We start from the raw sequence: 21,732 nt of genomic DNA, 5'->3' as shown, positions 1-21,732 counted from the left end.
TCATCATCGCTGAAGACGTCGAAGGCGAAGCGCTTGCGACCCTCGTTGTCAACAAGCTGCGCGGTGGCCTCAAGATCGCTGCCGTCAAGGCTCCGGGCTTCGGCGACCGCCGCAAGGCCATGCTGGAAGACATCGCCATCCTGACGGGCGGCACCGTCATCTCCGAAGATCTTGGCATCAAGTTGGAGAATGTCACCCTCGACATGCTCGGCCGTTCCAAGAAGGTTTCGATCGAAAAGGAAAACACGACGATCGTCGACGGCACTGGCGCCAAGTCCGACATCGAAGGCCGCGTTGCCCAGATCAGGGCTCAGATCGAGGAAACCACCTCCGACTACGACCGCGAGAAGCTGCAGGAACGTCTTGCCAAGCTCGCTGGCGGCGTTGCCGTCATCCGCGTCGGCGGCTCGACCGAAGTCGAAGTGAAGGAAAAGAAGGACCGTGTCGACGACGCGCTCCACGCGACCCGTGCGGCTGTCGAGGAAGGCATACTGCCAGGCGGCGGGGTTGCCTTGCTTCGGGCGATCAAAGCACTCGACGGGCTCTCCACACAAAACGATGACCAGCGTGTCGGCGTCGATATCGTGCGCCGTGCCATCGAAGCACCGGTGCGTCAGATCGCGGAAAATGCCGGTGCCGAAGGCTCGATCATCGTTGGCAAGCTCAGAGAGAAGAGCGACTTCTCCTTCGGCTGGAATGCGCAGACCGGCGAATATGGCGATCTCTATGCGCAAGGCGTGATCGACCCGGCCAAGGTCGTGCGCACGGCTCTTCAGGACGCAGCTTCCGTTGCCGGCCTCCTGGTGACGACGGAAGCCATGATCGCGGAAAAGCCGAAGAAGGAAGCGGCACCGGCGCTGCCGGCCGGAGCAGGAATGGACTTCTAACAGCTTGAAGTGCCCGCTCCGCCGGACGGTGGAGCGGGCTTCACGACGGAGATCACCATGGTTCAGACGATCATCAAAAGATCAAATGCGCCGCTGGATGCACGTGATCTGGAACTTTGCCAGCGCGTGTTCGATGAGATCCGGGCAGCAGCGGATATCCCGCGCAAATCGGAAGAAGGCGAGCGCATCGCCGCAATCCTGATGGAGTTGTATCGTCAGGGTGTCAGGAACCCGGAGCAGCTGAAAATATTGGTTCAGGGTGCACGCGGCACTTTTCCGGAGGTGGCGGAAGGATGAACAGCCATCGTCCTCTTTCACGGGAAGATTTGCGGATGTGCGTCGACGTCGTCAAAGCGATCGCTCGCGATAGGGGAGTCTCACGAGACCCCACAGCCGTTGCTCGGATCATGGCGACGGTCGCACGATATTATCGCAGAGGCATGCACGAGCCGTCAGCCTTGCGTGCGGCAGCCCTCTCCGAAATCGAAAGCAATTCTCTTGCTGGAGGGGCGCTCATGGAGGCAGGACACCGAGCTGAAGCTCCCTGACGTGGCAAGAGCTCAGCGACCAGACATCGATGGAGCCAGATATGAGAAAGGAAACCGACAATATCACAGTAGCCGACCAATCTACCGCTGCAATCACCTCAGCGCATTTGTTGCATCCTGCCCGACATTTTGCTCATCCGCGCGACGTTCTGGCAGCAGAGCACATCGCCAGGGATTACAAGCGCGCCATTCTTGCGTCCTGGGCCTCGGACATATTTGCAATTGAATCGATGCCGGGCTTTCGGCGCGTTCCAGGCGCAGACCATATCGTCTCCTATGACGACATCATCGCGGCCTTGAAGTCCTTGGACGATAGCCAAGACATGATCTCGCTGCACTCTACGGCAGCCGGTAAACTCCATCGTCATGGCTCACGGCTGCGCCATTTTGCCAACCGTTTTGTTTCCAATGGCCTGCGAAAGGGAGGGCGCCGCCGCCAGCTATCAGAAGTCTAGACTTCCACCCTGTAAACGCGTGCCTGTTTAGGACGCTACCCCGATTTTTGCCGTCCATTCTTTGCTCTTATGAGGAGGTTTTGCCGATGAAGATCGCCCAGATTGCGCCGCTTGCCGAAAGCGTTCCACCGAAGCTTTATGGAGGAACCGAGCGCATCGTTTCCTATCTCACTGAAGAACTTGTCCGTCAGGGTCACGATGTCACGCTGTTTGCCAGCGGGGATTCCATGACCGACGCTACCTTGGTGGCGTGCTCGGATGTCGCGCTCAGGCTTAATCCGTCCGTCAAGGACCATCTTCCGCATCAGGTCGTCCTGCTGGAGGAAATCCGCCGGCGGGCGCATGACTTCGATGTCCTGCATTTCCATATCGATCTCCTGCATTTCCCGCTGATCCGGGATTTTGCGGATCGTACAGTCACGACGCTACACGGACGCCTCGACCTGCCGGATCTCAAGCCTTTCTACAAGGCTTTTCCAGATATCCCGCTGGTATCGATCTCCAATGACCAGCGTCGCCCGATGCCACCGGTCAATTGGTCCGGGACGGTGTATCACGGTCTTCCGACCAATCTTCTTTCCTTCACGGCAAAGCCCAAAGGCAACTATCTTGCCTTCCTGGGACGAATCTCCCCCGAGAAACGTCCGGATCGCGCGATCCGCATCGCAGCCAAGGTTGGTATGCCGCTGAAGATCGCCGCCAAGATCGACAATGCGGACAAGGCCTATTGGGACACGGTGATCGCGCCAATGGTCAAGAGCCATCCGAACGTCGAGTTCATCGGCGAAATCAACGAGCACCAGAAGGCCGATTTCCTTGGTAACGCGGGCGCGTTGCTTTTCCCGATCGACTGGCCCGAACCATTCGGGCTGGTGATGATCGAGGCAATGGCATGCGGCACCCCGGTGGTCGCGTTCGGATGCGGTTCGGTTCCGGAAGTGATTGACAACGGTGTTTCGGGTATCGTCGTCGATAGCGTTACCGAAGCGGCCGAAAATGTCGAATGGGCACTGCGAATGGATCGCAACAAGGTACGCGCGACCTTCGAACGGCGTTTCAGCGCAGAACGGATGGCGCGAGACTATCTCGCTATCTATCGTAACCTGCCCGGCGTTCGCACAAAGGCGGCGTCGCTGCGCCGCGCCAACGGTCAGGATCTGGATCTCCAGGTCGTGGCGTAGGAGACATAGCAGCATGTCGACAGCTTCTGTGGACAGCAAGCCATCCGTCGCGCCGGCAGAGCCGGCCGCCCCAGTGGCCCAGTTCTTCATTCCGGCAACCGCATCCCTGCAGGAGCGGCGACCGCGCACCCTGAAGCACGGCGATACCTTCGCCGTCTTCGACCACAATGGCGATGCGCTTTCCGGGCCGGGTAGCCCCGAAGGCCTATTCCATCGTGATACGCGCTATCTCTCGCATTTCCATCTGACGATCAACGGCAAGCGGCCGATGCTGTTGTCGTCGACGCTGCGTGACGACAACGCGATGCTCACCTGCGATCTCACCAATCCCGATCTTTTCGACGAAAAAGGTAAGCTCACCCTCGGTCACGATCTCATTCATCTTCGCAGATCCCGATTCTTGTGGAATGGCGGTTGCTATGAGCGGCTGGCCATCCGGAATTATGACGATCGGCCGCAGCATGTTCGTATCGAAATCGTATTGGCGGCCGATTTCGCCGACCTGTTCGAGGTCCGCGGGACTGTGAGAGCACGCAAAGGTCGCCATCTTACCCCCGTTGTGGAGCAGGCTTCGATCCTGCTTTCCTATATCGGGCTTGATGAGCGAAAGCGGTCGACCCGCGTTTGGTTTGATCCAAGGCCGAAGCACATTCGCAGCGATCATGTTGTTTATGACCTCCAACTTGAGCCGCATGAGACACGATCGCTCTTCGTCGAGATAGGCTGCGATCAAGTCGCTGACCACAGGCCGAGCCACCGTTCCTTTTTCCTTGCGCTCAGGGATGCACGCCGAGCACTGCGTTCGTCTTCCTCGCGCGCGGCATCGATCGTTACGTCCAACGAGATCTTCAATGAGGTGGTCCGCCGCAGCGTCTCCGATCTCTACATGCTGATGACCGACAAGCCGGAAGGACCTTATCCCTATGCCGGCATTCCCTGGTTCAGCACCGTCTTCGGCCGCGACGCCCTGATCACCGCGCTGGAAACGCTCTGGCTCGATCCGCAAATCGCCCGTGGGGTGCTCGGCCATCTGGCAGCCAACCAGGCGACGGAGATCGATCCCATCGCGGATGCGGAGCCGGGCAAGATTTTGCACGAGGTCCGCTATGGAGAGATGGCCGAACTCGGCGAGGTGCCTTTCCGCCGCTATTATGGCAGTATCGATTCCACGCTCCTCTTCGTGCTGCTGGCTGGCGAATATCTCAAACGTACGGCTGATTTTGCCACGATCCAGTCGCTGCTCCCTGCTATCGAGGCGGCCCTTGCCTGGATCGACGAACATGGCGATCGAGACGGCGACGGTTTCGTCGAATATGGACGACGGACAGAAGAAGGCCTGATCAATCAGGCCTGGAAAGACAGCCACGATTCCATCTTCCACATTGACGGCACGCTTGCGAGGGGACCGATCGCCATCGCCGAGGTTCAGGCCTATCTCTACGGCGCCTGGCAGGGGGCCGCCGAGATCTTTCGCCGGCTCGGCAAAGCGGAAAGGGCCACGAAATTCCTCGCGAGGTCGGAGGGCTTGCGCCGCGCTTTCGACACGAGCTTTTTCGATGAGGAACTCGGCACCTATGTACTTGCGTTGGACGGAGATAAACGCCCCTGCCGGGTTCGATCCTCCAACGCCGGACATGCCCTCTTCACCGGCATCGCCTATCCCGAAAGGGCACGCGTCATTGCCCGAACGCTGATGGGTGCTTCGTCCTTCTGCGGCTGGGGTATCCGCACCATTGCCTCGACCGAGGCGCGTTACAATCCCATGAGCTATCACAACGGCTCGATCTGGCCGCACGACAATGCCCTGATTGCCGCCGGCCTTGCCCGCTACGGCCATCGCGCCGAAGCTGCGCGGATTTTCGAAGGCCTGTTTGCGGCATCGACCTATATCGACCTGCGCCGGCTTCCAGAGCTCTTCTGCGGGCTGCCGCGCCAGCAGGCGCAAGGGCCGACCTTCTATCCGGTCGCCTGCTCCCCACAGGCATGGGCGGCCGCCGCGCCGCTCTTCCTGCTGCAGTCGTGCCTGGGCCTTGACTTTGATCCGAACGCGCAGCACGTCAGCTTCAACGAGCCACAGCTGCCTTCTTTCCTCGATGAGGTGCTCCTGCGACACCTGCGGATCGGCGACGGTTCGGCTGACATCGCCATCCGCCGATCCCGCCGCCAATTCGTGGTCGACGTCGTCGATCGTCAAGGCGATGTTCGGGTGATCACGACGACTTGATGAATGGCGATCCCTCGGCCCGCCGGCTTCGTCGGGCTGATCGTCCTCGCCGGCCGTCAGCAAATCACACCCCCTGTCTGCCGGCAGATGTCCACCTTCGCCTATCAACGCTTCATCATTGCCGGCTCACGCAAATTGCCTGGGCGAGCGCAGATCACGTCGCGCCGGCCGCGATAATCTCTGCCCAGCGCTTCACCGACAGGTCCAAGGACGACGACCACGCCGTCAAAAGTCATGGTCATGGCCAATTGCTCCTTCATTTTCCTCAACAGGAGCTTGGTGAGACCAATGAGAGATCAAATTTTCAAGCGGATGATTCACCTGTTCTTGAAACCGGCAAGCCCCGGAATTATATGAATATTGTTCGATTGCCCAATGGGAATCGACGAAGTCCAGGAGGCGCCATGTGCTCTTGGCGCCTCCTTGTATCCATGTTGCTTATAAGGAGGATATGGCTATGAGGACAAACCTCGATTTTTCTCCCCTGTTCCGGTCGAGCATCGGTTTCGACCGAATGTTGAATGCGCTCGAAGCTGCGAGCCGCGTCGATACGATCGACAACTGGCCGCCCTACGACATCGTCAAAACCGGTGAGGACGATTACCGCATTGCCATGGCAGTGGCGGGTTTCTCCGAGGACGAACTGACGATCACACAGGAACAAAACCTTCTCGTCGTTTCGGGCCAGAAGGCAAACGGCGAAGACGTCCACTATCTGCATCGCGGCATCGCAAACCGCGCGTTCCAGCGCCGGTTCGAGCTCGCCGATCATGTCAAGGTCGTGGGCGCCGGTCTCGTGAACGGTCTGCTGACCGTCGATCTCAAGCGCGAAATCCCCGAAGAGATGAAGCCGCGCCGGATCGAGATTTCGACGGATATGGCTCTACCGAAAGCCGAGACGAAGCAGATCGAGACTGAGAAGCACGCGGCTTAGGCCTTCCACCAGTTCGACACGCGCAAAGGCGCCGGGCGAGGCTCGGCGCCAGCGGGCAAACTTTGCCAACAGACCAACAGAAAGGAGAAATACGATGAGTGTTCGTGATCTCATTCCCTGGAGCCGCAACAACGGTAACCAGGTTCCAAGTCTCCTGCGCGATGACGACCGTGATCCTTTCCTGTCGCTGCATCGCGAGGTGAACCGCCTCTTCGACGATGTCTTCCGCGGCTTCGGCTCGGGCCTGCCGTCTTTCGGCAAGGGCTCCGCGTTCAACGCCGGTTGGCCAAGCGTTGAGATTTCCGATACCGACAAGGAGATCAAGGTGACGGCAGAGGTGCCCGGCCTTGAGGAGAAGGACATCGAGGTCCTGCTCAATGACGGCGTCCTGACGCTGAAGGGTGAAAAGCGTTCCGAGACCGAAGACAAGGATCGCCAGTTCTCCGAGCGCTATTACGGCCGGTTCGAGCGCCGCATACCGCTCGGTGTCGAGGTCAAGGAAGACCAGGTGGATGCCCGCTTCCGAAATGGCGTGCTGAGCGTGACCTTGCCGAAGAGCGAGAAGGCGCAATCGCAGGTCAAGCGCATCGCCATCAAGAACTGATCGTTCCAATCAGCCGGCGGCAGGCCCAATGGCGGCCGCCGGCTGCTTGCGCCAGCATCTCCCGGCGGTCACTGCTGCACGAACGATCTGCTGCCGCAGCAATCATCACTCCTTCACTGCACCAGTCATCGACGAAACATAATAATCGACGAAGAAAGAGTAGAGGATGACGACCGGCAATGAACCGAATAATGCGCCAGCCATGAGCGAACCCCACTCGAAGACATCACCACGAACCAATTCCGTCAGAACACCCACAGGGATCGTTTTGTTTTCCGACGATTGAATGAAGGTGAGCGCATAGATGAACTCGTTCCAGGACAGCGTAAAGGCGAAGATACCGGCCGATATCAGTCCGGGCACCGCCAGCGGCAGGATAATTTTGACAAGGATCTGCCAGCGGCTGGCGCCATCGACCAGCGCGCTTTCTTCCAGCTCGAAGGGTATCGATCTGAAATAACCCATCAGCAGCCATGTGCAGAATGGGATGAGGAAGGTGGGATAGGTGAAGATGAGCGCAAGTCTGGAATCGTAAATTCCAAGCTTGAAGACGATGAAAGCCAAGGGAATGAACAGGATCGAAGGCGGAACGAGATAGGCCAGAAAAATCAGCAGCCCGATCGAACGAGAGCCGGTAAAGCGCACGCGCTCGATTGCATAGGCACCAAAAATCGACGCCAGCAGCGACAGCGCGGTCGACCCCACCGCCACCAATATCGTGTTCCAGAGCCAGCCTGGATAGGAGGTCTCAAAGAACAGGTACTTGATGTGATCGAGCGTCGGTCCCACGACCCAGAAGGGGCTGTAATTATTGTAGTCGGTCAACTGTGCGTTCGGCTTGATGGCCGTTATGGCCATCCAGTAGAAGGGAAACAGAAGCACGAAGACAAAGACCGCCATCGGCAGATAGAGCATGACGATACGGCGAGGCAGGCGGTTCAGATAACCCATGCCTTGGATGTCGTCGGTCAGAACGGGATTGGCTGTCTCGGTTTTAATGGTCATGGCGTTCTCCCGATCTCAGTCCTGTCCGCCCTGCTGCCATTTGCGGCGCTGCAGACCGAAGAAGCTGAACATGATGGCACCGAGCAGGAACGGGATCATCGCCACCGCGATTGCCGCACCTTCGCCAAGCTGCCCTCCGGGGATACCGCGCTGAAAGGAAAGCGTCGCCATCAGATGCGTCGCATTGACCGGTCCGCCCTTGGTCAGCACATAGATCAACTGGAAATCCGTGAATGTGAACAGCACGGAGAACGTCATCACGACGGCGATGATCGGGGTCAACATCGGCAGCGTTACATAACGGAAACGCTGCCAGCTTGTGGCGCCATCAAGCGATGCCGCCTCCTGCAGCGAAGCAGGAATGGTCTGCAGGCCGGCGAGCAGCGAAATCGCCACGAAGGGAATGCCGCGCCAGACATTGGCGATGATGACCGAAATCCGCGCATTGGTCGGATCGCCGAGGAAATTGATCGGACCATGGATCAGGCCGATCTTCATCAGGGACCACGAGATGATGGAAAATTGGGAATCATAAATCCACCAGAATGCCAATCCCGAAAGCACCGTCGGAACGACCCAGGGCAGAAGCACGATCGCCCGAAAGAACGACTTGAACGGCAAATGCTGATTGAGAAGCAGTGCCAACCAAAGGCCGAGCACGAATTTCAGGACGGAGGCGATGAAGGTGTAGAGCAGCGTATTGAAGACCGATAGCCAGAACACGGAATCATTGGCCAGGAATTGATAATTCTCCAAACCGATAAAGCTGCCGGCACGCCCGATCCGCGTGTCCGTGAAACCGAGCCAGACCCCAAGTCCCAGCGGATAGGTGAGAAAGCAAACCAGAAAGATGGCCGCCGGCAACATGAAGAGGAAGCCGAGCATATTATTGTTCTGCATGAGCGATCGGATCGGACTGCGCGTCGTATCGCCGGATGTCACGGTCGACATGGCATTATCTCCTGATGGACAGTCGCAGCATGCCGGTGCCGGCATGCTGCAGATCTTCGCGGGGGATCAAACCTTGTAGTAGCGGTTTGCGCGGCGCTCAGCCTCTTTCATCGCATCCTCCGGCGTCATCTGGCCGGTCACGGCGGCGGCGAACATGTCGACGAGCACGTAATCGGCCATCACACCTGCCGAAGCATAGCCCAGCGGACCGGCATAGCCGTTCGGGCGCAGCGTTTCCGATGCGCGTGCATAGGGTGCATGGACGGGATCGGCGGTCCAGACAGGATTGTTGGCAAAGGCCTTCAAGGGTTGGCAGCAATAGGCGCTCGATCCTTGGATCCAGGCGTTCATCTGGTCGCCTTCCATCATGAACTTGATATAGGCCTTGGCTGCTTCCGGATATTTGGTATGGCTGAAGAGAACCAGCGAGCTCGTCTGGTGCAGTTCGACACTCTTGCCGACCGGACCGATCGGGAAGTTGGTGGTTCTGATATCGGCCGCGATTTCGGCAAGCTTCGGATCTTTTTTAGCTGCGTAATAGACGGAAACGCCGTTTGCGATCAGCGATACCTGTCCGGCAAGGAAGGCCCGGTTGTTGTTGATGTCCTGCCAGCTTTCCGTGCCGGGGATGAAGGTCGCATAAAGGGCTTGCGCATAGTGGATTGCCGCCAGCGTTTCAGGGCTGTTGATGGTCACCTTGCCGCTTTCGTCCACCATCTTGCCGCCATGACTCCAAAGCAGCCAATGAGCGTAATTATTGCCATCGCCAACAGCCTTGCCATGTGGAAAACCGGCGGGCGTGCCTTTGGCCTTCATGGCCTTGCAAAGCTCAAGGAATCCCGCGGTGTCCTTGGGGAATTCACTGAAACCGGCAGCCTTTACGTGACTGTCGCGATAAACGACGGCGTTCCCGATCGCGGTCAGCGGCATGGCGATGAACTTGTCGCCGCGGGTTGCATAACCGCGCACGCCGTCATACCAGCCGCCGTATTTGTTGCCGAGGTAGTTGCCAAGTTCGGTCAGGTCGACGAGTTTGTCCGGATACTGATGTGCATCGTCGAACCAGCACATCACCATGTCGGGGCCGGAACCGACATTGGCAGCGACGGCGGCCTTCGGTCGGATGTCTTCCCAGCTTTCCTTGTCGATACGAACTTCGACGCCCGTGGCCTCGGTGAATTTCTTGGTATTGGCAAGCCAGGCATCCTCATCTCCCTTGACGAAGGGTGTCCAGCGAAGAAGCCTGAGACTTGCGCCCTTTTCAGGCGTGTAGCCGGGTTCGGCCTGGGCGAATGATGGGCGTATACCGAGTGGCGCGAGGCCGGCAATGCCGGCCGCTGCCGCCGATGCGGCGAGAAAGTCACGTCTCTTGAATGCCATGATACTCCTCCTTTGAAAAACGGGAGCAAATTCCCCCGGCGCCCACCTTCCCGTTTGGTGAACGACGACTATCGCATCCGAACCGGTCGGATGCTTCCGCATCGATGGGTGAGCAGGGAGACTCCTCTTCTTCCGGCTCCCCACCGAAGCGACATCAGATCGTCAATCTCTGACCGCTTTCGGCGTCGAAGAGATGGACATGCGGCACATCGATGGAAATGCGCAGCGTATCGCCGGGTTTGGCATTGATCCTCTCCCGGAAGATGCAGTTGACATCGCTGCCGCCGAACCGAACCGTCATCTGCGTCTCATAGCCTGTCGGCTCGATCACGATGATTTCCGCGGGCAGCCCATTGGCATCGAGCATGATGTATTCCGGACGCAACCCATAGACGAGATTCCGACCCTTTGCGCCGGCGGGCGGATTTGCAACGGGCAAGACAGTTCCGTCCGACGCGATGAACCGGCTATCGCTCTGCGTATCGAGGTGGCCTTTGATCATGTTCATCGCCGGCGAACCGATGAAACCCGCGACGAAAAGATTGGCAGGCGTGTCGTAGAGATCCAGCGGCTTTCCCACCTGCTCCACGACGCCGTCATGCATGACGACGATCTTGTCGGCCATCGTCATGGCCTCGATCTGGTCATGCGTGACGTAAACGGTCGTGGTGCCAAGACGTTGGTGAAGCTCCTTGATTTCCGCGCGCATGGCGACCCGGAGCTTGGCATCAAGATTGGAAAGCGGTTCGTCGAAGAGGAAGACCTGGGGATCGCGCACGATCGCCCGGCCCATGGCGACACGCTGGCGCTGACCGCCGGAAAGCTGGCGGGGATAGCGATCGAGAAGTTTGGTCAGACCCAGGATTTCCGCCGCTTTCTTGACACGCTGATCCATGTCCGCTTTCGGCGCGCGTTTGAGCATCAGCGAGAAAGCCATGTTCTGGGCCACCGACATATGCGGATAAAGCGCATAATTCTGAAAGACCATGGCTATGTCGCGGTCGCCGGGGGCCACTCCATTGACGACCTGATTGCCGATACGGATCTCGCCGGCGGAAATGTTCTCCAGCCCGGCAAGCATTCGCAGAAGCGTGGATTTTCCGCATCCGGACGGCCCGACCAGGATCACGAATTCCCCGTCGGCGATCTCGATGTTCACACCTTTGATAACAGGGAACGCCCCGAATGATTTCCTGACATCGACAAACTCGACACCTGCCATAAAAGTCCCTCCCAGAACCTTTCACTTGCTTGACTTACGGTCGTCCCTCCTCCGAGGCACTAACCGCCAGAATGGATCGATTCGACTTCGACATTCTATCCCCGGCCGACGACCGGTATCCCTGTCTCCCTCACGTGCATCTCAGACAGATCTCCTCATACTGGTCAGATCAGACCGGATTGCCAATCGCCAGTTGAACCTTGGTCGTATCGTAAATACGTGTCAGATGATGCTCGAAGGCCGCAATGACGGCATCGCGATCATGGCGAGCGAGCGCTTCAAAGATCGCCAGATGATCGCTGTAGCTCGCCTCGATGGCGCCCGGCTTGGCCATGGCGTAGCGGCGGTAATTCATCATGTAGGTGTACAGATCGGTGACGAAGGCCGCGAGCAGCGGGTTTCCGCAGGCCCGATAGATGGCGACGTGGAATTCGCGGTCGCAGATCAGGAAACGCATCGCGTCATTGCCCCCGAGACGCTGCGCCTCCAGCAGGACCTGCAGCTTTGCCAGCGTGACGTCATCGATGCGCTCGGCGGCGTCGCCGACAACCTTGAGTTCGATATGAAGACGGGCAGCGTGGACGGATTCCAGATCGTAGCCGTCAATTGCATTGGAAGAGGCGATCGTCACGGTAATGTGGCTGAGATCGACTTCACAGACCCGACTTCGGCTGCCATGGGAAACCTCGATAATGCCCTGTGCGGCAAGCGCCTGAATAGCACCACGCACCGTTTCGCGACTGACATGAAGAACATTGGCCAATTCGCGCTCGCCCGGTAGCTCGTCGCCCGGCCGCAGCATGTTGGTGGCGATCAGGACCATCAGCTTCTCGGCGATGACGTCACGCGCCGTCCGGCGGGCGAGGCTCCGCGCGATATTCGGTACCTCGGTCAAGATCGGACTTCCGTCCATCGCGCCCCCCGGTCTACTGGTTGGTCCAGCAGATCAGTTAATTAAAGATCGTTGCGGAAATCCGTCAAGACAATTTCATTGTCACAACCAACTTGATACCAACCATAAAGGGAAGGAGGAACAGGCCTATGCCCTTCACGGCAGAAACGGCTGGCAGCCGTCGAGAGATCCCTGCCGCAATGATTTTTCGGCGTGCCCCTTACCGACGATAAAGCCCGGCGGCTAGGCCGGGCTTGGAATCGTTCGATTGCGGCGGAAGCTGCTGCACCCAACCTGGCTGCGTTCAACTTCAATAAACCCGCAAATCCGCGCGGGGTCAGCGATTACAATCGCGTTTCACTTCGGCGTCACATCAAAGCCGAACCACTTCTGGGACAGTTTGGCGATCGTGCCGTCCGCCTTGGCTGCGGCGATCGCATCGTTGAACATGGTTTTCAACTCCGTATCGTCCTTGCGCAGACCGACGGAACTGCCTCTTCCGAGCATGCCCCCCTGGAAACGCGGGCCGGCGACGATCATGTCCTCGTTGCCCGGCTTTGCCGCCGCGGTCGAAAGATAAGCCATGGATGCCATGACGAGGTCGACGCGGCCGGCCTTCAGATCGAGATCGTGCTGTTCGGTCGTCTTGTATTCACGGATATCGGCGACGCCCTTCAGGTATTTATCGAGGAAGGTCGCAGCGATCGATGCGGTCTGCACGCCGATCGTCTTGCCCTTGAGCAAGGGTTCAAGCTCTTTCACCGCCTTGGCGGCGCCGGCCTCATCCGTTGCCAGCGAAAAGACTTCGCCCTTCAAAGGCAGGTTGGCAAGCGGAGAGTCTTTCAATGCCGCAAAAGTCTGCCCCGTCGTGCCGTAGGAATCGCTGAAGGCAATGACTTCCTCGCGCTTGGCAGTCGCCGACATGCCGGAAATGATCGCATCGAACTTGCCGGCATTCAGCGCCGGGATCATGCCGTCAAATGGCTGGATCACGGTCGTGCATTCGACCTTCATATGGGCGCAGAAATATTTGATCAGCTCGATTTCGTAGCCGTCGAGGCTGCCATCGGCCTTGGTAAAGTTCCATGGACGAAACGCGCCTTCGGTCGCGATCGTCACATGTGTCCATTTCTTCTCGTCGGCGCGTACGGCGGTCGAAACGGCCAAGGTGGCGATCATCATGAACGCCGTCAGAATTGCAGTCAGGTATTTCATGCTCGAGTTCCCCTTCTTGATTGAGCGTGGTGCGTTATTGGCTGATGAACTGGCGGAAGCGCTCCGATCGCGAGTTCGAAAAGACGTCCTGGGGCTTGCCGTCTTCTTCGACGACGCCCTTGTGCAGGAAGATGACGCGGCTGGAGACATCGCGCGCAAAACCCATCTCATGTGTGACGACCAGCATCGTGCGCCCCTCCTCGGCAAGCGAGCGCATGACGCGCAGCACTTCGCCGACAAGCTCGGGGTCGAGCGCGGACGTCGGCTCGTCGAACAACATCACCTTCGGATGCATGGCGAGAGCGCGCGCAATGGCGGCACGCTGCTGCTGGCCTCCGGAAAGGTGGGCGGGATAGAAATTGCGCTTGTCGGCAATGCCGACCTTGGCGAGCAGCGCCTCGGCCTCCTCGATGCATTCGGCGCGCGAGCGGCGCTGAACATGGATCGGCGCCTCGATCAGGTTTTCGAGGATCGTCTTGTGAGACCAGAGATTGAAGCTCTGGAACACCATTCCGAGCTGCGAGCGGATTCGGTCGACCTGCTTTCCATCCGCCGCACGGTGCGCGCCGCGGGCATTGCGCTGCATACGGATCGTTTCGCCGGCAACTGTCACCTCACCGGAATCCGGCGTCTCCAGCAGATTGATGCAGCGCAGGAAGGTCGACTTTCCTGAACCGGACGAGCCGAGAATGGAAACGACATCGCCTTCCATTGCATCCAGGGAAATGCCCTTGAGAACCTCGACAGGCCCGAAGCTCTTGTGCATGTCGCGCACGCTGAGTGCGATGGGCGTGGCCGTCATTGTGGTTCTCCTGCAGGGGTCGCCGTTGCGGCACTCTCTTGGGTGACGGCAAGAGGAGCGCGCGAATGCGGGCTCAGCCTGTATTCGGCAAATTGAATGAGACGCGTCAGCACGAAATTGATGGCAAGATAGATCGCCCCGGACACCACGAAGACCTCGATTGCCCTATAGGTCTCCGAGATGATCTTGGCGGCAACGCCCGTCACCTCCATCAGCGTGATGATCGAGGCAAGCGACGTCGCCTTGACCATCGATATCATTTCGTTGCCATAGCCGGGCAAGGCCTGGCGGATCGCCAAGGGCAGCACGATGCGGCGAAACATCAGGAAGCGATGCATGCCGCAAGCGCGGGCAGCCTCGATCTGACCATACGGTACGGAGAGCAGGCCGCCGCGAATGATTTCGCTGGCATAGGCCGCGGTATTCAAGGTCAGCGCCAGAACCGCGCACCAGTAGGGATCACGCAGGAACGGCCAGAAAATGCTGTGCCGTATGGCCGGAAACTGGCCGAGGCCGTAATAGATGAGAAATATCTGCACCAACAACGGCGTGCCGCGGAAGATAAAGACATAAAGCCGCGCGAACCAATCCAGCACGGCGACGCCAGAGAGACGGGCAAGCGCCAGCAGCAGCGCCAGAATGGCGCCGAGGCAGATCGACGTCACGGCAAGTTCGATCGTCAGCGGGATTGCAGCGATCAGGCTCAGGAATGTTTCTGCGAGAAACTGCCAATCCATCAACGCCTCCTCACGCCGCGCGACAGGCGCCGCTCGGCCTGCCGGATGATGAGGCTCGAAAGGGTCGAGATCATCAGATAGATCGCGCCGGCGATCAGGTAGAAATCGAATGGAAGCCCGGTGGATCCAGCTCCGACCTGGGCCTGACGCAGGAGTTCGGCGACGCCGGTGATCGACACCAGCGCCGACTCCTTCAAGACGACCTGCCAGACATTGCCGAGACCGGGAAGCGCATGACGCAGGGTCAACGGCGCAATGATCCGCCGCAGGCGAAGCCAGCGCGGCATGCCGCAAGCAATGGCAGCCTCGATCTCGCCTGGGTGTACCGCCTTGAACCCGCCTCGCAGCACTTCCGTAAACTGGGCACCGGATGTGACGCCCACGGCCAGCGAACCGGCAAGAAAGCCCGGAAAGCCGAGGAAGCCTTCCGCGCCGAAAAGCTTGCCGATCGCCGTGACCGCGGCACTGCCACCGAAATAGAAGAGATAGATGACCAGCAGATCGGGAATGCCACGCAGCACCGTCGTATAGGCATCGGCCGTGGCGCGAGCGAAACCGTTGCCGGCGATCTTGGCCCATGCCCCGATCGTGCCGATGCAGGCCCCAACGGCATAACCGGCTATGGCAACCAGAATGGTCATCCACGCTCCGGCCAGAAGAGCATGCCCCCAGCCTTCCTGACCGAAGCCAGCAAGCTCAAATAAACTTGGCTGGTTCATGATACAGCCCCGGGAGAGCGGACTTTTGCGGCAAGTAACATTGTCTAGCCTCGACTAAGGGTGACGCGGACAAAGAGCGCTCAATTGGTGTCGAAGGTCGGCGTCAGGTCGATCTTGCTCCATTTCTCGGAGAGCTGTTTGATCGTGCCATCCTTGGCCGCCTGCTTGATGGCATCATCGAATTTAGCCTTCAGATCGATCTCGCCCTTGCGCATGCCGAGCGCGACTTCGGTTGCCAGCATCGCGCCCTTCACCAATGGGCCGGACATCATCAGGTCGTCATTGCCAGGCTTGCCGAGTACGGAGGTTTCGTAAACACCGCTGTCGAAACCGGCATCGATTCGCCCGGCCTTCAGATCGAGGTCACGTTCTCCGGAATTCTTGTAGGCGCGCACGCTGACATCGGATCCGAAATAAGCGTTGATCAATTGCTCCTGGCTGGTCGACTGGACCACACCGACGGTCTTTCCCTTGAGAGCCTTGCCGATTTCACCCATCACCGGGTCGGCCTTGGCCTTATCGTTCAGATTCAGCCGTTCGCCGGTCATCGGCAGGGAAGCGACCGGCCCATCCTTCACAAGCAGGAAGCTCGCAACGCCGCTTGCATAGGGCACGGTGAAATCGACCACCTGCTTGCGCTTCTCGTTGATGCCGAGCGTCATCACCAGATCGAACTTGCCGGCATTGAGGCTCGGGATCATCGCATTCCATTCGCCGGCAATCAGTTCGCAATCGACCTTGGCGCGCTTGCAGAGGTCATTGATGAGATCGACGTCGAAGCCGGCCAGCTTGCCGCTGGAATCCATGAGGTTCCAGGGCGGAAAAGCGCCTTCGATGCCGACCTTGACATGTGTCCAGTCCTTGGCGCCGGCGGCAGGCGGAGCCAGGAAGGCAATGGCGCCGAACACGGCAGCAAACAGGTTTCTATTCTTCATTTTCAGTTCCCTCTTTTCGGCCTCGAGGTGCCGTTTGTTTAGTTTGAGATATGACTGCGTCAGCCCTCCAGGCCCGCACGCAATGCTGCATTGGCTTGCCTCAACGCATGGGCGACGCGATTCCTCACCTGACGGGCATGGACGGCGTAGAAAGCTGTCTCCGGCGATGCCGCGGGTAGGGCTGCCAGCGCTCGCAGCCCCTCCAGCGACGGCCAGGCGGGGTGCGGTAGGGCGGAATCATGATGGAAGCGCTCGCCGCTCGTATAGTTGAGCGGCACGAGATGGCGGCTTGCGCGCATGAGCGCGGCATTGATGCGAGCTGCGTTGGCGGCGGACAGGTCCTTCGCCTCCAATATGGCTTTCGCGTTGGTGCGTAACTCGTCGATTGCGTTTGCAAGAACCGAAATATCGATGCGGCCGGCGAGCTCCGTCTGCAACTGGGCGACCTGCTTGCCAAGGGCATCCGCATAAACGGTATAGTCCAACGGCAGGATCGGCGAGGTCAGCAGGCGCCAAAGTATCTGAAGCACGATCTGTGTATCCCGCCGGAGATTGTCGGGATCGATATGTTCCGCCGTGTCATGCGGGGTGTGCCACCACCAGCCGAGCGCCGTCAGCATTTTGACGGGACCGGGCGGCTGATGGCTGAGGCTTCCGAACATCGAGGGGATGCCGATACCCCAAAAGGATTGATCCGCGGCTCTGCCGTGACGTCTGCCGGCATGCTTTTGCCCGGTCAGCCGCTCGATCACCTCCGCGGCCAGTGGCTTCAACTCATCGATGACACCGGAATTGGTGAGAACGGTCGCCCCCTCGCCGCCGGTGGAATCGACATTGACGTGCGCCGCGCACCGGCGATCGAGCTCATCGAAATATTCGTCGGCATACCAGGCAGAACCGGAGTAGCGTCCGTGCGAATGACCGGACCAAAAGCAGATGCGCAGGCCGCGTTGGCAATCACTTGCCTGAAGGGCAAGCAGGCGGGCCGCCTCCAGCATGGTCGCGTTGGCGCCGCCATTGTCCATGACACCGAAATGCCAGGTGTCGTGATGGCCTGAAAACAGCACGAATGGCTCGTCCTCACCCGCCGGCTGAAGCTCGGCAACAAGGAGCGGCGTCGTGCGCCATCCGGTGTCGACCTCTGCCATGAGCGTTGCCTGCACCTGCTCGCCGCGCGCAAGCCGTTCGCGCAGGCGCATGCCATCGTCCCTGGCAACAGTGCAGATGACAGTCTTCGGGAGTTGGGCCTGCGTATGTTGCGACGGGCTGCCCCAGACCGGCGACACGCACATTTCGTAAAGGTGTTCGTTTGGACTTAGATGAAGCTGGCCGAGCGCGCCGGCCGCACTTGCGAGCGCGGCGACTTCTTCGGTGGCAATTCCATCGACCAGAACGATCTTGCCGGCGACGTCCTTGCCGATGAAATCGGCTTCCGTCCCTTCGCCGACATAGGCGAGCTCACCGCTTATACCTCCTGCCCCGCTCGAAACCGACATCGAATGAGTGATGCAACGAAGACTTTCGCCGTCGATCTCGACCTTTGCCGTGCCGGGCAGACTGATGAAAGCATCGTGCGACAGCAGCCGTGTGCGATACCCGTAGCTGTCCATCTGCGCCTGAAGGTAATGGAAGCTCTCCAGTTCCTCCGGCGTTCCCGACAACTTCACCCGGCGGGCAAATTCGCGGATATGCGCCATCAGCTGTTCACGATCCGGCTGCAGGGCCACGTCAGGCATGGGCCTTCTCCGGCAGCGGCGGCTCGACATCATCGGGGATCGGGTTGACGAAAGGCGTTCCTGCAAGGCGTGCCTTGTGATCCGCCTTGGCGGCTTCGATCAACTGAGGATTACGGATGAGATCTGCGGCCGTGCTGGCCATTACCTTGGCGGCATGCTCGGTTCCCTTATGAGCAGCCGGCAGCTTGCCTTGGGCGACCAGTTGCCAGGAATGGCCGGGCGTGCCGATGGCATAGGTCGCGCCGCGCATCTGCACTGTTGGCACCACCCAGCTGACGGTTCCGACATCGGTGGAGCCAACCAGCGTGCCATCGCCGGCGTTCAGCGGGAAAATCTCCTCGCAAAGCGGCTGATCCCTCCTCGGTCTCAGCGCGAAACGGCCATAGGAGGCTGCGATATCCTCTGCATTGAAGGTCTGCTGGAACTTGCGGGCCATTTCCCGGTCCGCATCATCGAACCGTGGGGGCCCAAGCCGCTGCAGATGGGAGAACATGCATTCTTCGAGCGGCGTGTTGCCGACGAGATTGGCATCGCCGCTGATGATCTCGCTGCGCACGGTCGTCTCGGTCATCAGGGCTGCACCTTCGGCGACCTTCTTGACGCGGGCGACCAGGGACAGGAGTTCCGGCAAGGTTCTCGCGCGGACGAGATAGCGCACCGTGGCGCGCGCCTGCACGACGTTGGGCGCCGCACCACCCGCATCGGTGATGGCATAATGGATGCGCGCGGTCGAAGGCATGTGCTCGCGCATGTAGTTGACGCCGACATTCATCAACTCCACCGCATCGAGGGCGCTGCGGCCGAGATGAGGCGTGGCGGAGGCATGCGAGGCGCGGCCTGAAAAATGGAAGTTGATTTCGTTGCAGGCGAGCGAGATGGGATTGTTGACGCCGGCAAAAGCTGCCGGATGCCAGGAGATCGCGATATCGACATCGTCGAAAACGCCGGCCCGAACCATGAAGCCTTTCGAAGAACCGCCCTCCTCGGCGGGACATCCATAATAGCGCACCCGTCCCTTCAGGCCGTTCTCCGCAAGAAAATCCTTGACGGCAGCGGCAGCGAGCATCGATCCGGCACCGAGCATATTGTGACCGCAGCCATGACCATTGCCGCCGTCGACCAGCGGCCGCTCCTCGGCAATCCCCGCCTCCTGGCTAAGCCCCGGCAGGGCATCGAACTCGCCAAGGATCGCGATCACCGGACCGCCTTCGCCCGCTTCTCCCATGACCGCCGTCGGCAAGCCGGCAATGCCGCGCTCGACGCGAAAACCTTCAGTTTCCAGCAGGCGTGCCTGCTCTTCGGCGGATTGGTACTCCAGGTAGTTCGTCTCCGGAATGTCCCAGATCCGGTCGCTCAGCTCGAGGAAGGCCGCTCGTTTTTTTTCGACAATGTCCCAGATCGCATCGGAGTTTTGCATCGATTTACAAGCCGCCTCATATAATGGTATCAAAATTGGCGCCAATTTATGCGCCAATTGAAATGACTGCGCAAGAGATAAGCATGAATATTTTTTCAGCACCGATAATCGGGCTCGTTGTGAGCCAAGGGAGAGCTATGATACTCGTCGCCGAAAACGGAAGGCTGGGGAGAACTGCATGAATTCGCTGGAAGCCGGAGCGGCAGCGCAAGCACAAGAGCCGCAAACGCCCGATGTGACTGAACTCATTCTCCAGGATATTCTTGCCGGCCGCCTCCCGCCCGGAACCTGGCTGAAGCAGATCGACCTCGAACGGCGATACAGCTGTACGCGACCCGAGGTCCGCCGGGCGCTAGACCGGCTGGTGCAGAAGCGACTGGTGGAGCATATTCCCAATCGTGGCTATCACGTTCATGAGCAGGATGGACGCCGCGCTCAGGAGGTCAGCGACATTCGTGTCATTCTCGAAGTCGCCGTCAGCGACCGTATCGTTGCGAAGGCGAGCGCGGCAGATATCGCGAATTTGCGGGTTCTTGCTTCACGCTTCGACGATCTGGTGCTGAACGGTACCATGCTTGAACTTTACGAAGCCAATCTCGCCTTTCATCGCGATTTGCTTGCAATCGCCGGCAATCAGGAGCTCGTGGAGCTGATCACGGAAATTCGGCAGCGAACGTCGTCGGCCCCTGTGTCGCAATGGCGAACGCGCGCGCGCATCGAACAGTCCGGCCACGAACATCAGCAGATGGTTGATGCGATAGAGAAAGGTGATGTCGGTCATCTGATGGAACTGACGCGCAGGCACATTCTTCAGGCCTGATCGGCTGTCAACTAAGGCTGCAATTCGGTCTCAAGGCGGTGGACCGATGGAATCGCGTATAACCAATTGGCATTCCATCTTCAGGCGCACCGGCGACTTCTTCGGCTGCGCCACCTTTTCCAGGAGCTCAGTCACCGCCCATCGCCCCATGTCCATGTGCGGTAGCTTCAACGTCGTGAGCGGGGGCAGGATTTTTCGGGCAAGGCTTTCATCGTCGAATCCGACGACGGAAATATCGTCGGGGATTTTCAAGCCGCGCATCCTGATCGCGTCATAGGCACCCATTGCCACCCTGTCTGAAAAGCAGAACACCGCGGTCGGCGGCGACGGCAGGTCGAGCAATTGCAGCATCTTCTCCCGACCGAGATCGAGTGACCAGGCCTCCGAGAGGATCAACTCCGGATCGACGGCGATGTCGTAAGTCGTCAGTGCCTGGCGATAGCCGCTGAGGCGATCCCGCGCCGCTTCCAACCGCTGCCTGCCTGCATCGATCATGGCTATGCGGCGATGCCCGACCTTGATCAACGCCTCCGTGGCCGCGAAACCGCCGGCATGATCGCCCGGAATGATGGACGAGAATTCAGCTCGCTGCTGGTGACAGTTTAAAAGCACGGTCGGATAGTTGCCGAGCTTGGACGGCAGCACGGGGGCGAGCTGAGTAATCAACGTGGCATAGATCACGCCGACGATCTGGCGCCGCCCGAGATAGTCAAGAATGGATTCCGCGAATTCGACCTGTCCGCCGGTGACGACGGTGAGTGCCGCCAGACCCTGCTCCTCCGCTGCGACCCGCACGCCTTCTATCAGCGGCGCGGCATGCTGCGAGGCCATGAGATCGTCGATCAGTAGAACGATGATTCCGCCGATCGGGTCATTGGCCGGCACGGTCTTCTGGTAGCCAAGTTCCCCGGCAACCGCCAGCACACGCTCGCGTACCTTCTCCGACACCCGCCTGCCGGGCACCTCGTTCAGCACCAGCGAAACCGTCGCATGGGAAACGCCGACCCGCGAGGCGATATCGGACATGGTCGGTCGTTTCGTCGTTTGGTCGTTCACTCAGTTTCTTTC

Annotated in this window: 22 protein-coding genes; 8 read left to right on the top strand and 14 right to left on the bottom strand. The window is 59.3% G+C overall.

Annotated features, from left to right (window positions below):
• The 5 genes from groEL to DQ393_RS02540 all read left to right on the top strand — a co-directional run.
• Positions 1-887: chaperonin GroEL (groEL, locus tag DQ393_RS02565; RefSeq protein ID WP_146758958.1), on the top strand; the 887-nt coding region annotated here is incomplete at its 5' end.
• A gap of 57 nt (positions 888-944) precedes the next feature.
• Complete coding sequence (locus DQ393_RS02560) at positions 945-1,184, top strand: hypothetical protein (protein WP_112340245.1); 240 nt, start codon at positions 945-947, stop codon at positions 1,182-1,184.
• 292 nt (positions 1,185-1,476) lie between these two features.
• Positions 1,477-1,890, top strand: a complete 414-nt coding sequence (locus tag DQ393_RS02550) for a hypothetical protein (RefSeq protein ID WP_112340243.1) — start codon at positions 1,477-1,479, stop codon at positions 1,888-1,890.
• A gap of 86 nt (positions 1,891-1,976) precedes the next feature.
• Complete coding sequence (locus DQ393_RS02545; RefSeq protein WP_112340242.1) at positions 1,977-3,071, top strand: glycosyltransferase family 4 protein; 1,095 nt, start codon at positions 1,977-1,979, stop codon at positions 3,069-3,071.
• A gap of 13 nt (positions 3,072-3,084) precedes the next feature.
• Positions 3,085-5,295, top strand: coding sequence for an amylo-alpha-1,6-glucosidase (locus tag DQ393_RS02540; RefSeq protein WP_112340241.1), 2,211 nt, complete (start codon positions 3,085-3,087; stop codon positions 5,293-5,295).
• Between the two features lie 104 nt (positions 5,296-5,399).
• Here the strand turns inward: DQ393_RS02540 and DQ393_RS33315 are convergent, their stop codons facing one another.
• A complete protein-coding gene (locus tag DQ393_RS33315) occupies positions 5,400-5,537 on the bottom strand; it encodes a hypothetical protein (RefSeq protein WP_181592275.1) in 138 nt (45 codons plus the stop codon).
• Positions 5,538-5,752: 215 nt separating this feature from the next.
• Here DQ393_RS33315 and DQ393_RS02535 point away from each other — a divergent pair, with 215 nt between their 5' ends.
• Entirely contained in the window at positions 5,753-6,229 is a 477-nt protein-coding gene (locus DQ393_RS02535; protein ID WP_112340240.1) for an Hsp20 family protein, read from the top strand.
• A 94-nt stretch (positions 6,230-6,323) separates the two neighbouring features.
• Positions 6,324-6,833 carry an Hsp20/alpha crystallin family protein gene (locus DQ393_RS02530; protein ID WP_112340239.1) on the top strand — a complete coding sequence of 170 codons (510 nt, stop codon included), beginning with the start codon at positions 6,324-6,326 and terminating at the stop codon, positions 6,831-6,833.
• A gap of 105 nt (positions 6,834-6,938) precedes the next feature.
• Here the strand turns inward: DQ393_RS02530 and DQ393_RS02525 are convergent, their stop codons facing one another.
• From DQ393_RS02525 to DQ393_RS02470, 12 genes are all read right to left on the bottom strand, one after another.
• Positions 6,939-7,838, bottom strand: a complete 900-nt coding sequence (locus DQ393_RS02525; protein ID WP_069614176.1) for a carbohydrate ABC transporter permease — start codon at positions 7,836-7,838, stop codon at positions 6,939-6,941.
• A gap of 15 nt (positions 7,839-7,853) precedes the next feature.
• Positions 7,854-8,789: a carbohydrate ABC transporter permease gene (locus DQ393_RS02520; protein ID WP_112340238.1), complete on the bottom strand. Its 936-nt coding sequence runs from the start codon at positions 8,787-8,789 to the stop codon at positions 7,854-7,856.
• Positions 8,790-8,855: 66 nt separating this feature from the next.
• Complete coding sequence (locus DQ393_RS02515) at positions 8,856-10,169, bottom strand: ABC transporter substrate-binding protein (RefSeq protein ID WP_112340237.1); 1,314 nt, start codon at positions 10,167-10,169, stop codon at positions 8,856-8,858.
• A gap of 154 nt (positions 10,170-10,323) precedes the next feature.
• Positions 10,324-11,391 (bottom strand): ABC transporter ATP-binding protein, encoded by a 1,068-nt coding sequence (locus DQ393_RS02510; RefSeq protein WP_112340236.1) that lies wholly within the window; start codon positions 11,389-11,391, stop codon positions 10,324-10,326.
• 169 nt (positions 11,392-11,560) lie between these two features.
• Positions 11,561-12,304, bottom strand: a complete 744-nt coding sequence (locus DQ393_RS02505; protein WP_112340235.1) for a FadR/GntR family transcriptional regulator — start codon at positions 12,302-12,304, stop codon at positions 11,561-11,563.
• Positions 12,305-12,640: 336 nt separating this feature from the next.
• The gene (locus DQ393_RS02500) at positions 12,641-13,465 is read right to left on the bottom strand and encodes a transporter substrate-binding domain-containing protein (RefSeq protein WP_432421975.1); all 825 of its coding nucleotides are present in this window, start codon (positions 13,463-13,465) and stop codon (positions 12,641-12,643) included.
• A gap of 67 nt (positions 13,466-13,532) precedes the next feature.
• Positions 13,533-14,300 (bottom strand): ABC transporter ATP-binding protein, encoded by a 768-nt coding sequence (locus DQ393_RS02495; protein ID WP_112340233.1) that lies wholly within the window; start codon positions 14,298-14,300, stop codon positions 13,533-13,535.
• On the bottom strand, positions 14,297-15,037 hold the full coding sequence (locus DQ393_RS02490; RefSeq protein ID WP_112340232.1) for an ABC transporter permease: 741 nt from the start codon (positions 15,035-15,037) through the stop codon (positions 14,297-14,299). The genes DQ393_RS02495 and DQ393_RS02490 overlap by 4 nt, the downstream gene beginning before the upstream one ends.
• On the bottom strand, positions 15,037-15,756 hold the full coding sequence (locus DQ393_RS02485; protein ID WP_112340231.1) for an ABC transporter permease: 720 nt from the start codon (positions 15,754-15,756) through the stop codon (positions 15,037-15,039). The genes DQ393_RS02490 and DQ393_RS02485 overlap by 1 nt, the downstream gene beginning before the upstream one ends.
• Before the next feature lie 80 nt (positions 15,757-15,836).
• Positions 15,837-16,691, bottom strand: coding sequence for a transporter substrate-binding domain-containing protein (locus DQ393_RS02480; RefSeq protein ID WP_112340230.1), 855 nt, complete (start codon positions 16,689-16,691; stop codon positions 15,837-15,839).
• Positions 16,692-16,750: 59 nt separating this feature from the next.
• A complete protein-coding gene (locus tag DQ393_RS02475; protein ID WP_112340229.1) occupies positions 16,751-18,427 on the bottom strand; it encodes a M28 family peptidase in 1,677 nt (558 codons plus the stop codon).
• Positions 18,420-19,844, bottom strand: coding sequence for a M20 family metallopeptidase (locus tag DQ393_RS02470; protein ID WP_112340228.1), 1,425 nt, complete (start codon positions 19,842-19,844; stop codon positions 18,420-18,422). Before DQ393_RS02470 ends, DQ393_RS02475 begins: the two co-directional genes overlap by 8 nt.
• A gap of 178 nt (positions 19,845-20,022) precedes the next feature.
• Between DQ393_RS02470 and DQ393_RS02465 the strand changes: the two genes are divergently transcribed.
• On the top strand, positions 20,023-20,664 hold the full coding sequence (locus DQ393_RS02465; protein ID WP_112340227.1) for a GntR family transcriptional regulator: 642 nt from the start codon (positions 20,023-20,025) through the stop codon (positions 20,662-20,664).
• Positions 20,665-20,694: 30 nt separating this feature from the next.
• Here the strand turns inward: DQ393_RS02465 and DQ393_RS02460 are convergent, their stop codons facing one another.
• Positions 20,695-21,720, bottom strand: coding sequence for a LacI family DNA-binding transcriptional regulator (locus tag DQ393_RS02460; protein WP_245430238.1), 1,026 nt, complete (start codon positions 21,718-21,720; stop codon positions 20,695-20,697).
• Between the last annotated feature and the right edge of the window lie 12 nt (positions 21,721-21,732).

It is taken from the genome of Martinezella tropici (assembly GCF_003287875.1).
GTDB classification, from domain to species: Bacteria; Pseudomonadota; Alphaproteobacteria; order Rhizobiales; family Rhizobiaceae; genus Rhizobium; species Rhizobium tropici_C.
This window is presented reverse-complemented; position numbering and strand designations above follow the sequence as displayed.

Bases quoted from the DNA above. Each gene is read 5' to 3' on its own strand.
- DQ393_RS02560 (WP_112340245.1), top strand. From the start codon at position 945: ATGGTTCAGACGATCATCAAAAGATCAAATGCGCCGCTGGATGCACGT.
- DQ393_RS02550 (WP_112340243.1), top strand. From the start codon at position 1,477: ATGAGAAAGGAAACCGACAATATCACAGTAGCCGACCAATCTACCGCT.
- DQ393_RS02545 (WP_112340242.1), top strand. From the start codon at position 1,977: ATGAAGATCGCCCAGATTGCGCCGCTTGCCGAAAGCGTTCCACCGAAG.
- DQ393_RS02540 (WP_112340241.1), top strand. From the start codon at position 3,085: ATGTCGACAGCTTCTGTGGACAGCAAGCCATCCGTCGCGCCGGCAGAG.
- DQ393_RS33315 (WP_181592275.1), bottom strand. From the start codon at position 5,537: ATGACCATGACTTTTGACGGCGTGGTCGTCGTCCTTGGACCTGTCGGT.
- DQ393_RS02535 (WP_112340240.1), top strand. From the start codon at position 5,753: ATGAGGACAAACCTCGATTTTTCTCCCCTGTTCCGGTCGAGCATCGGT.
- DQ393_RS02530 (WP_112340239.1), top strand. From the start codon at position 6,324: ATGAGTGTTCGTGATCTCATTCCCTGGAGCCGCAACAACGGTAACCAG.
- DQ393_RS02525 (WP_069614176.1), bottom strand. From the start codon at position 7,838: ATGACCATTAAAACCGAGACAGCCAATCCCGTTCTGACCGACGACATC.
- DQ393_RS02520 (WP_112340238.1), bottom strand. From the start codon at position 8,789: ATGTCGACCGTGACATCCGGCGATACGACGCGCAGTCCGATCCGATCG.
- DQ393_RS02515 (WP_112340237.1), bottom strand. From the start codon at position 10,169: ATGGCATTCAAGAGACGTGACTTTCTCGCCGCATCGGCGGCAGCGGCC.
- DQ393_RS02510 (WP_112340236.1), bottom strand. From the start codon at position 11,391: ATGGCAGGTGTCGAGTTTGTCGATGTCAGGAAATCATTCGGGGCGTTC.
- DQ393_RS02505 (WP_112340235.1), bottom strand. From the start codon at position 12,304: ATGGACGGAAGTCCGATCTTGACCGAGGTACCGAATATCGCGCGGAGC.
- DQ393_RS02500 (WP_432421975.1), bottom strand. From the start codon at position 13,465: ATGATGATCGCCACCTTGGCCGTTTCGACCGCCGTACGCGCCGACGAG.
- DQ393_RS02495 (WP_112340233.1), bottom strand. From the start codon at position 14,300: ATGACGGCCACGCCCATCGCACTCAGCGTGCGCGACATGCACAAGAGC.
- DQ393_RS02490 (WP_112340232.1), bottom strand. From the start codon at position 15,037: ATGGATTGGCAGTTTCTCGCAGAAACATTCCTGAGCCTGATCGCTGCA.
- DQ393_RS02485 (WP_112340231.1), bottom strand. From the start codon at position 15,756: ATGAACCAGCCAAGTTTATTTGAGCTTGCTGGCTTCGGTCAGGAAGGC.
- DQ393_RS02480 (WP_112340230.1), bottom strand. From the start codon at position 16,691: ATGAAGAATAGAAACCTGTTTGCTGCCGTGTTCGGCGCCATTGCCTTC.
- DQ393_RS02475 (WP_112340229.1), bottom strand. From the start codon at position 18,427: ATGCCTGACGTGGCCCTGCAGCCGGATCGTGAACAGCTGATGGCGCAT.
- DQ393_RS02470 (WP_112340228.1), bottom strand. From the start codon at position 19,844: ATGCAAAACTCCGATGCGATCTGGGACATTGTCGAAAAAAAACGAGCG.
- DQ393_RS02465 (WP_112340227.1), top strand. From the start codon at position 20,023: ATGAATTCGCTGGAAGCCGGAGCGGCAGCGCAAGCACAAGAGCCGCAA.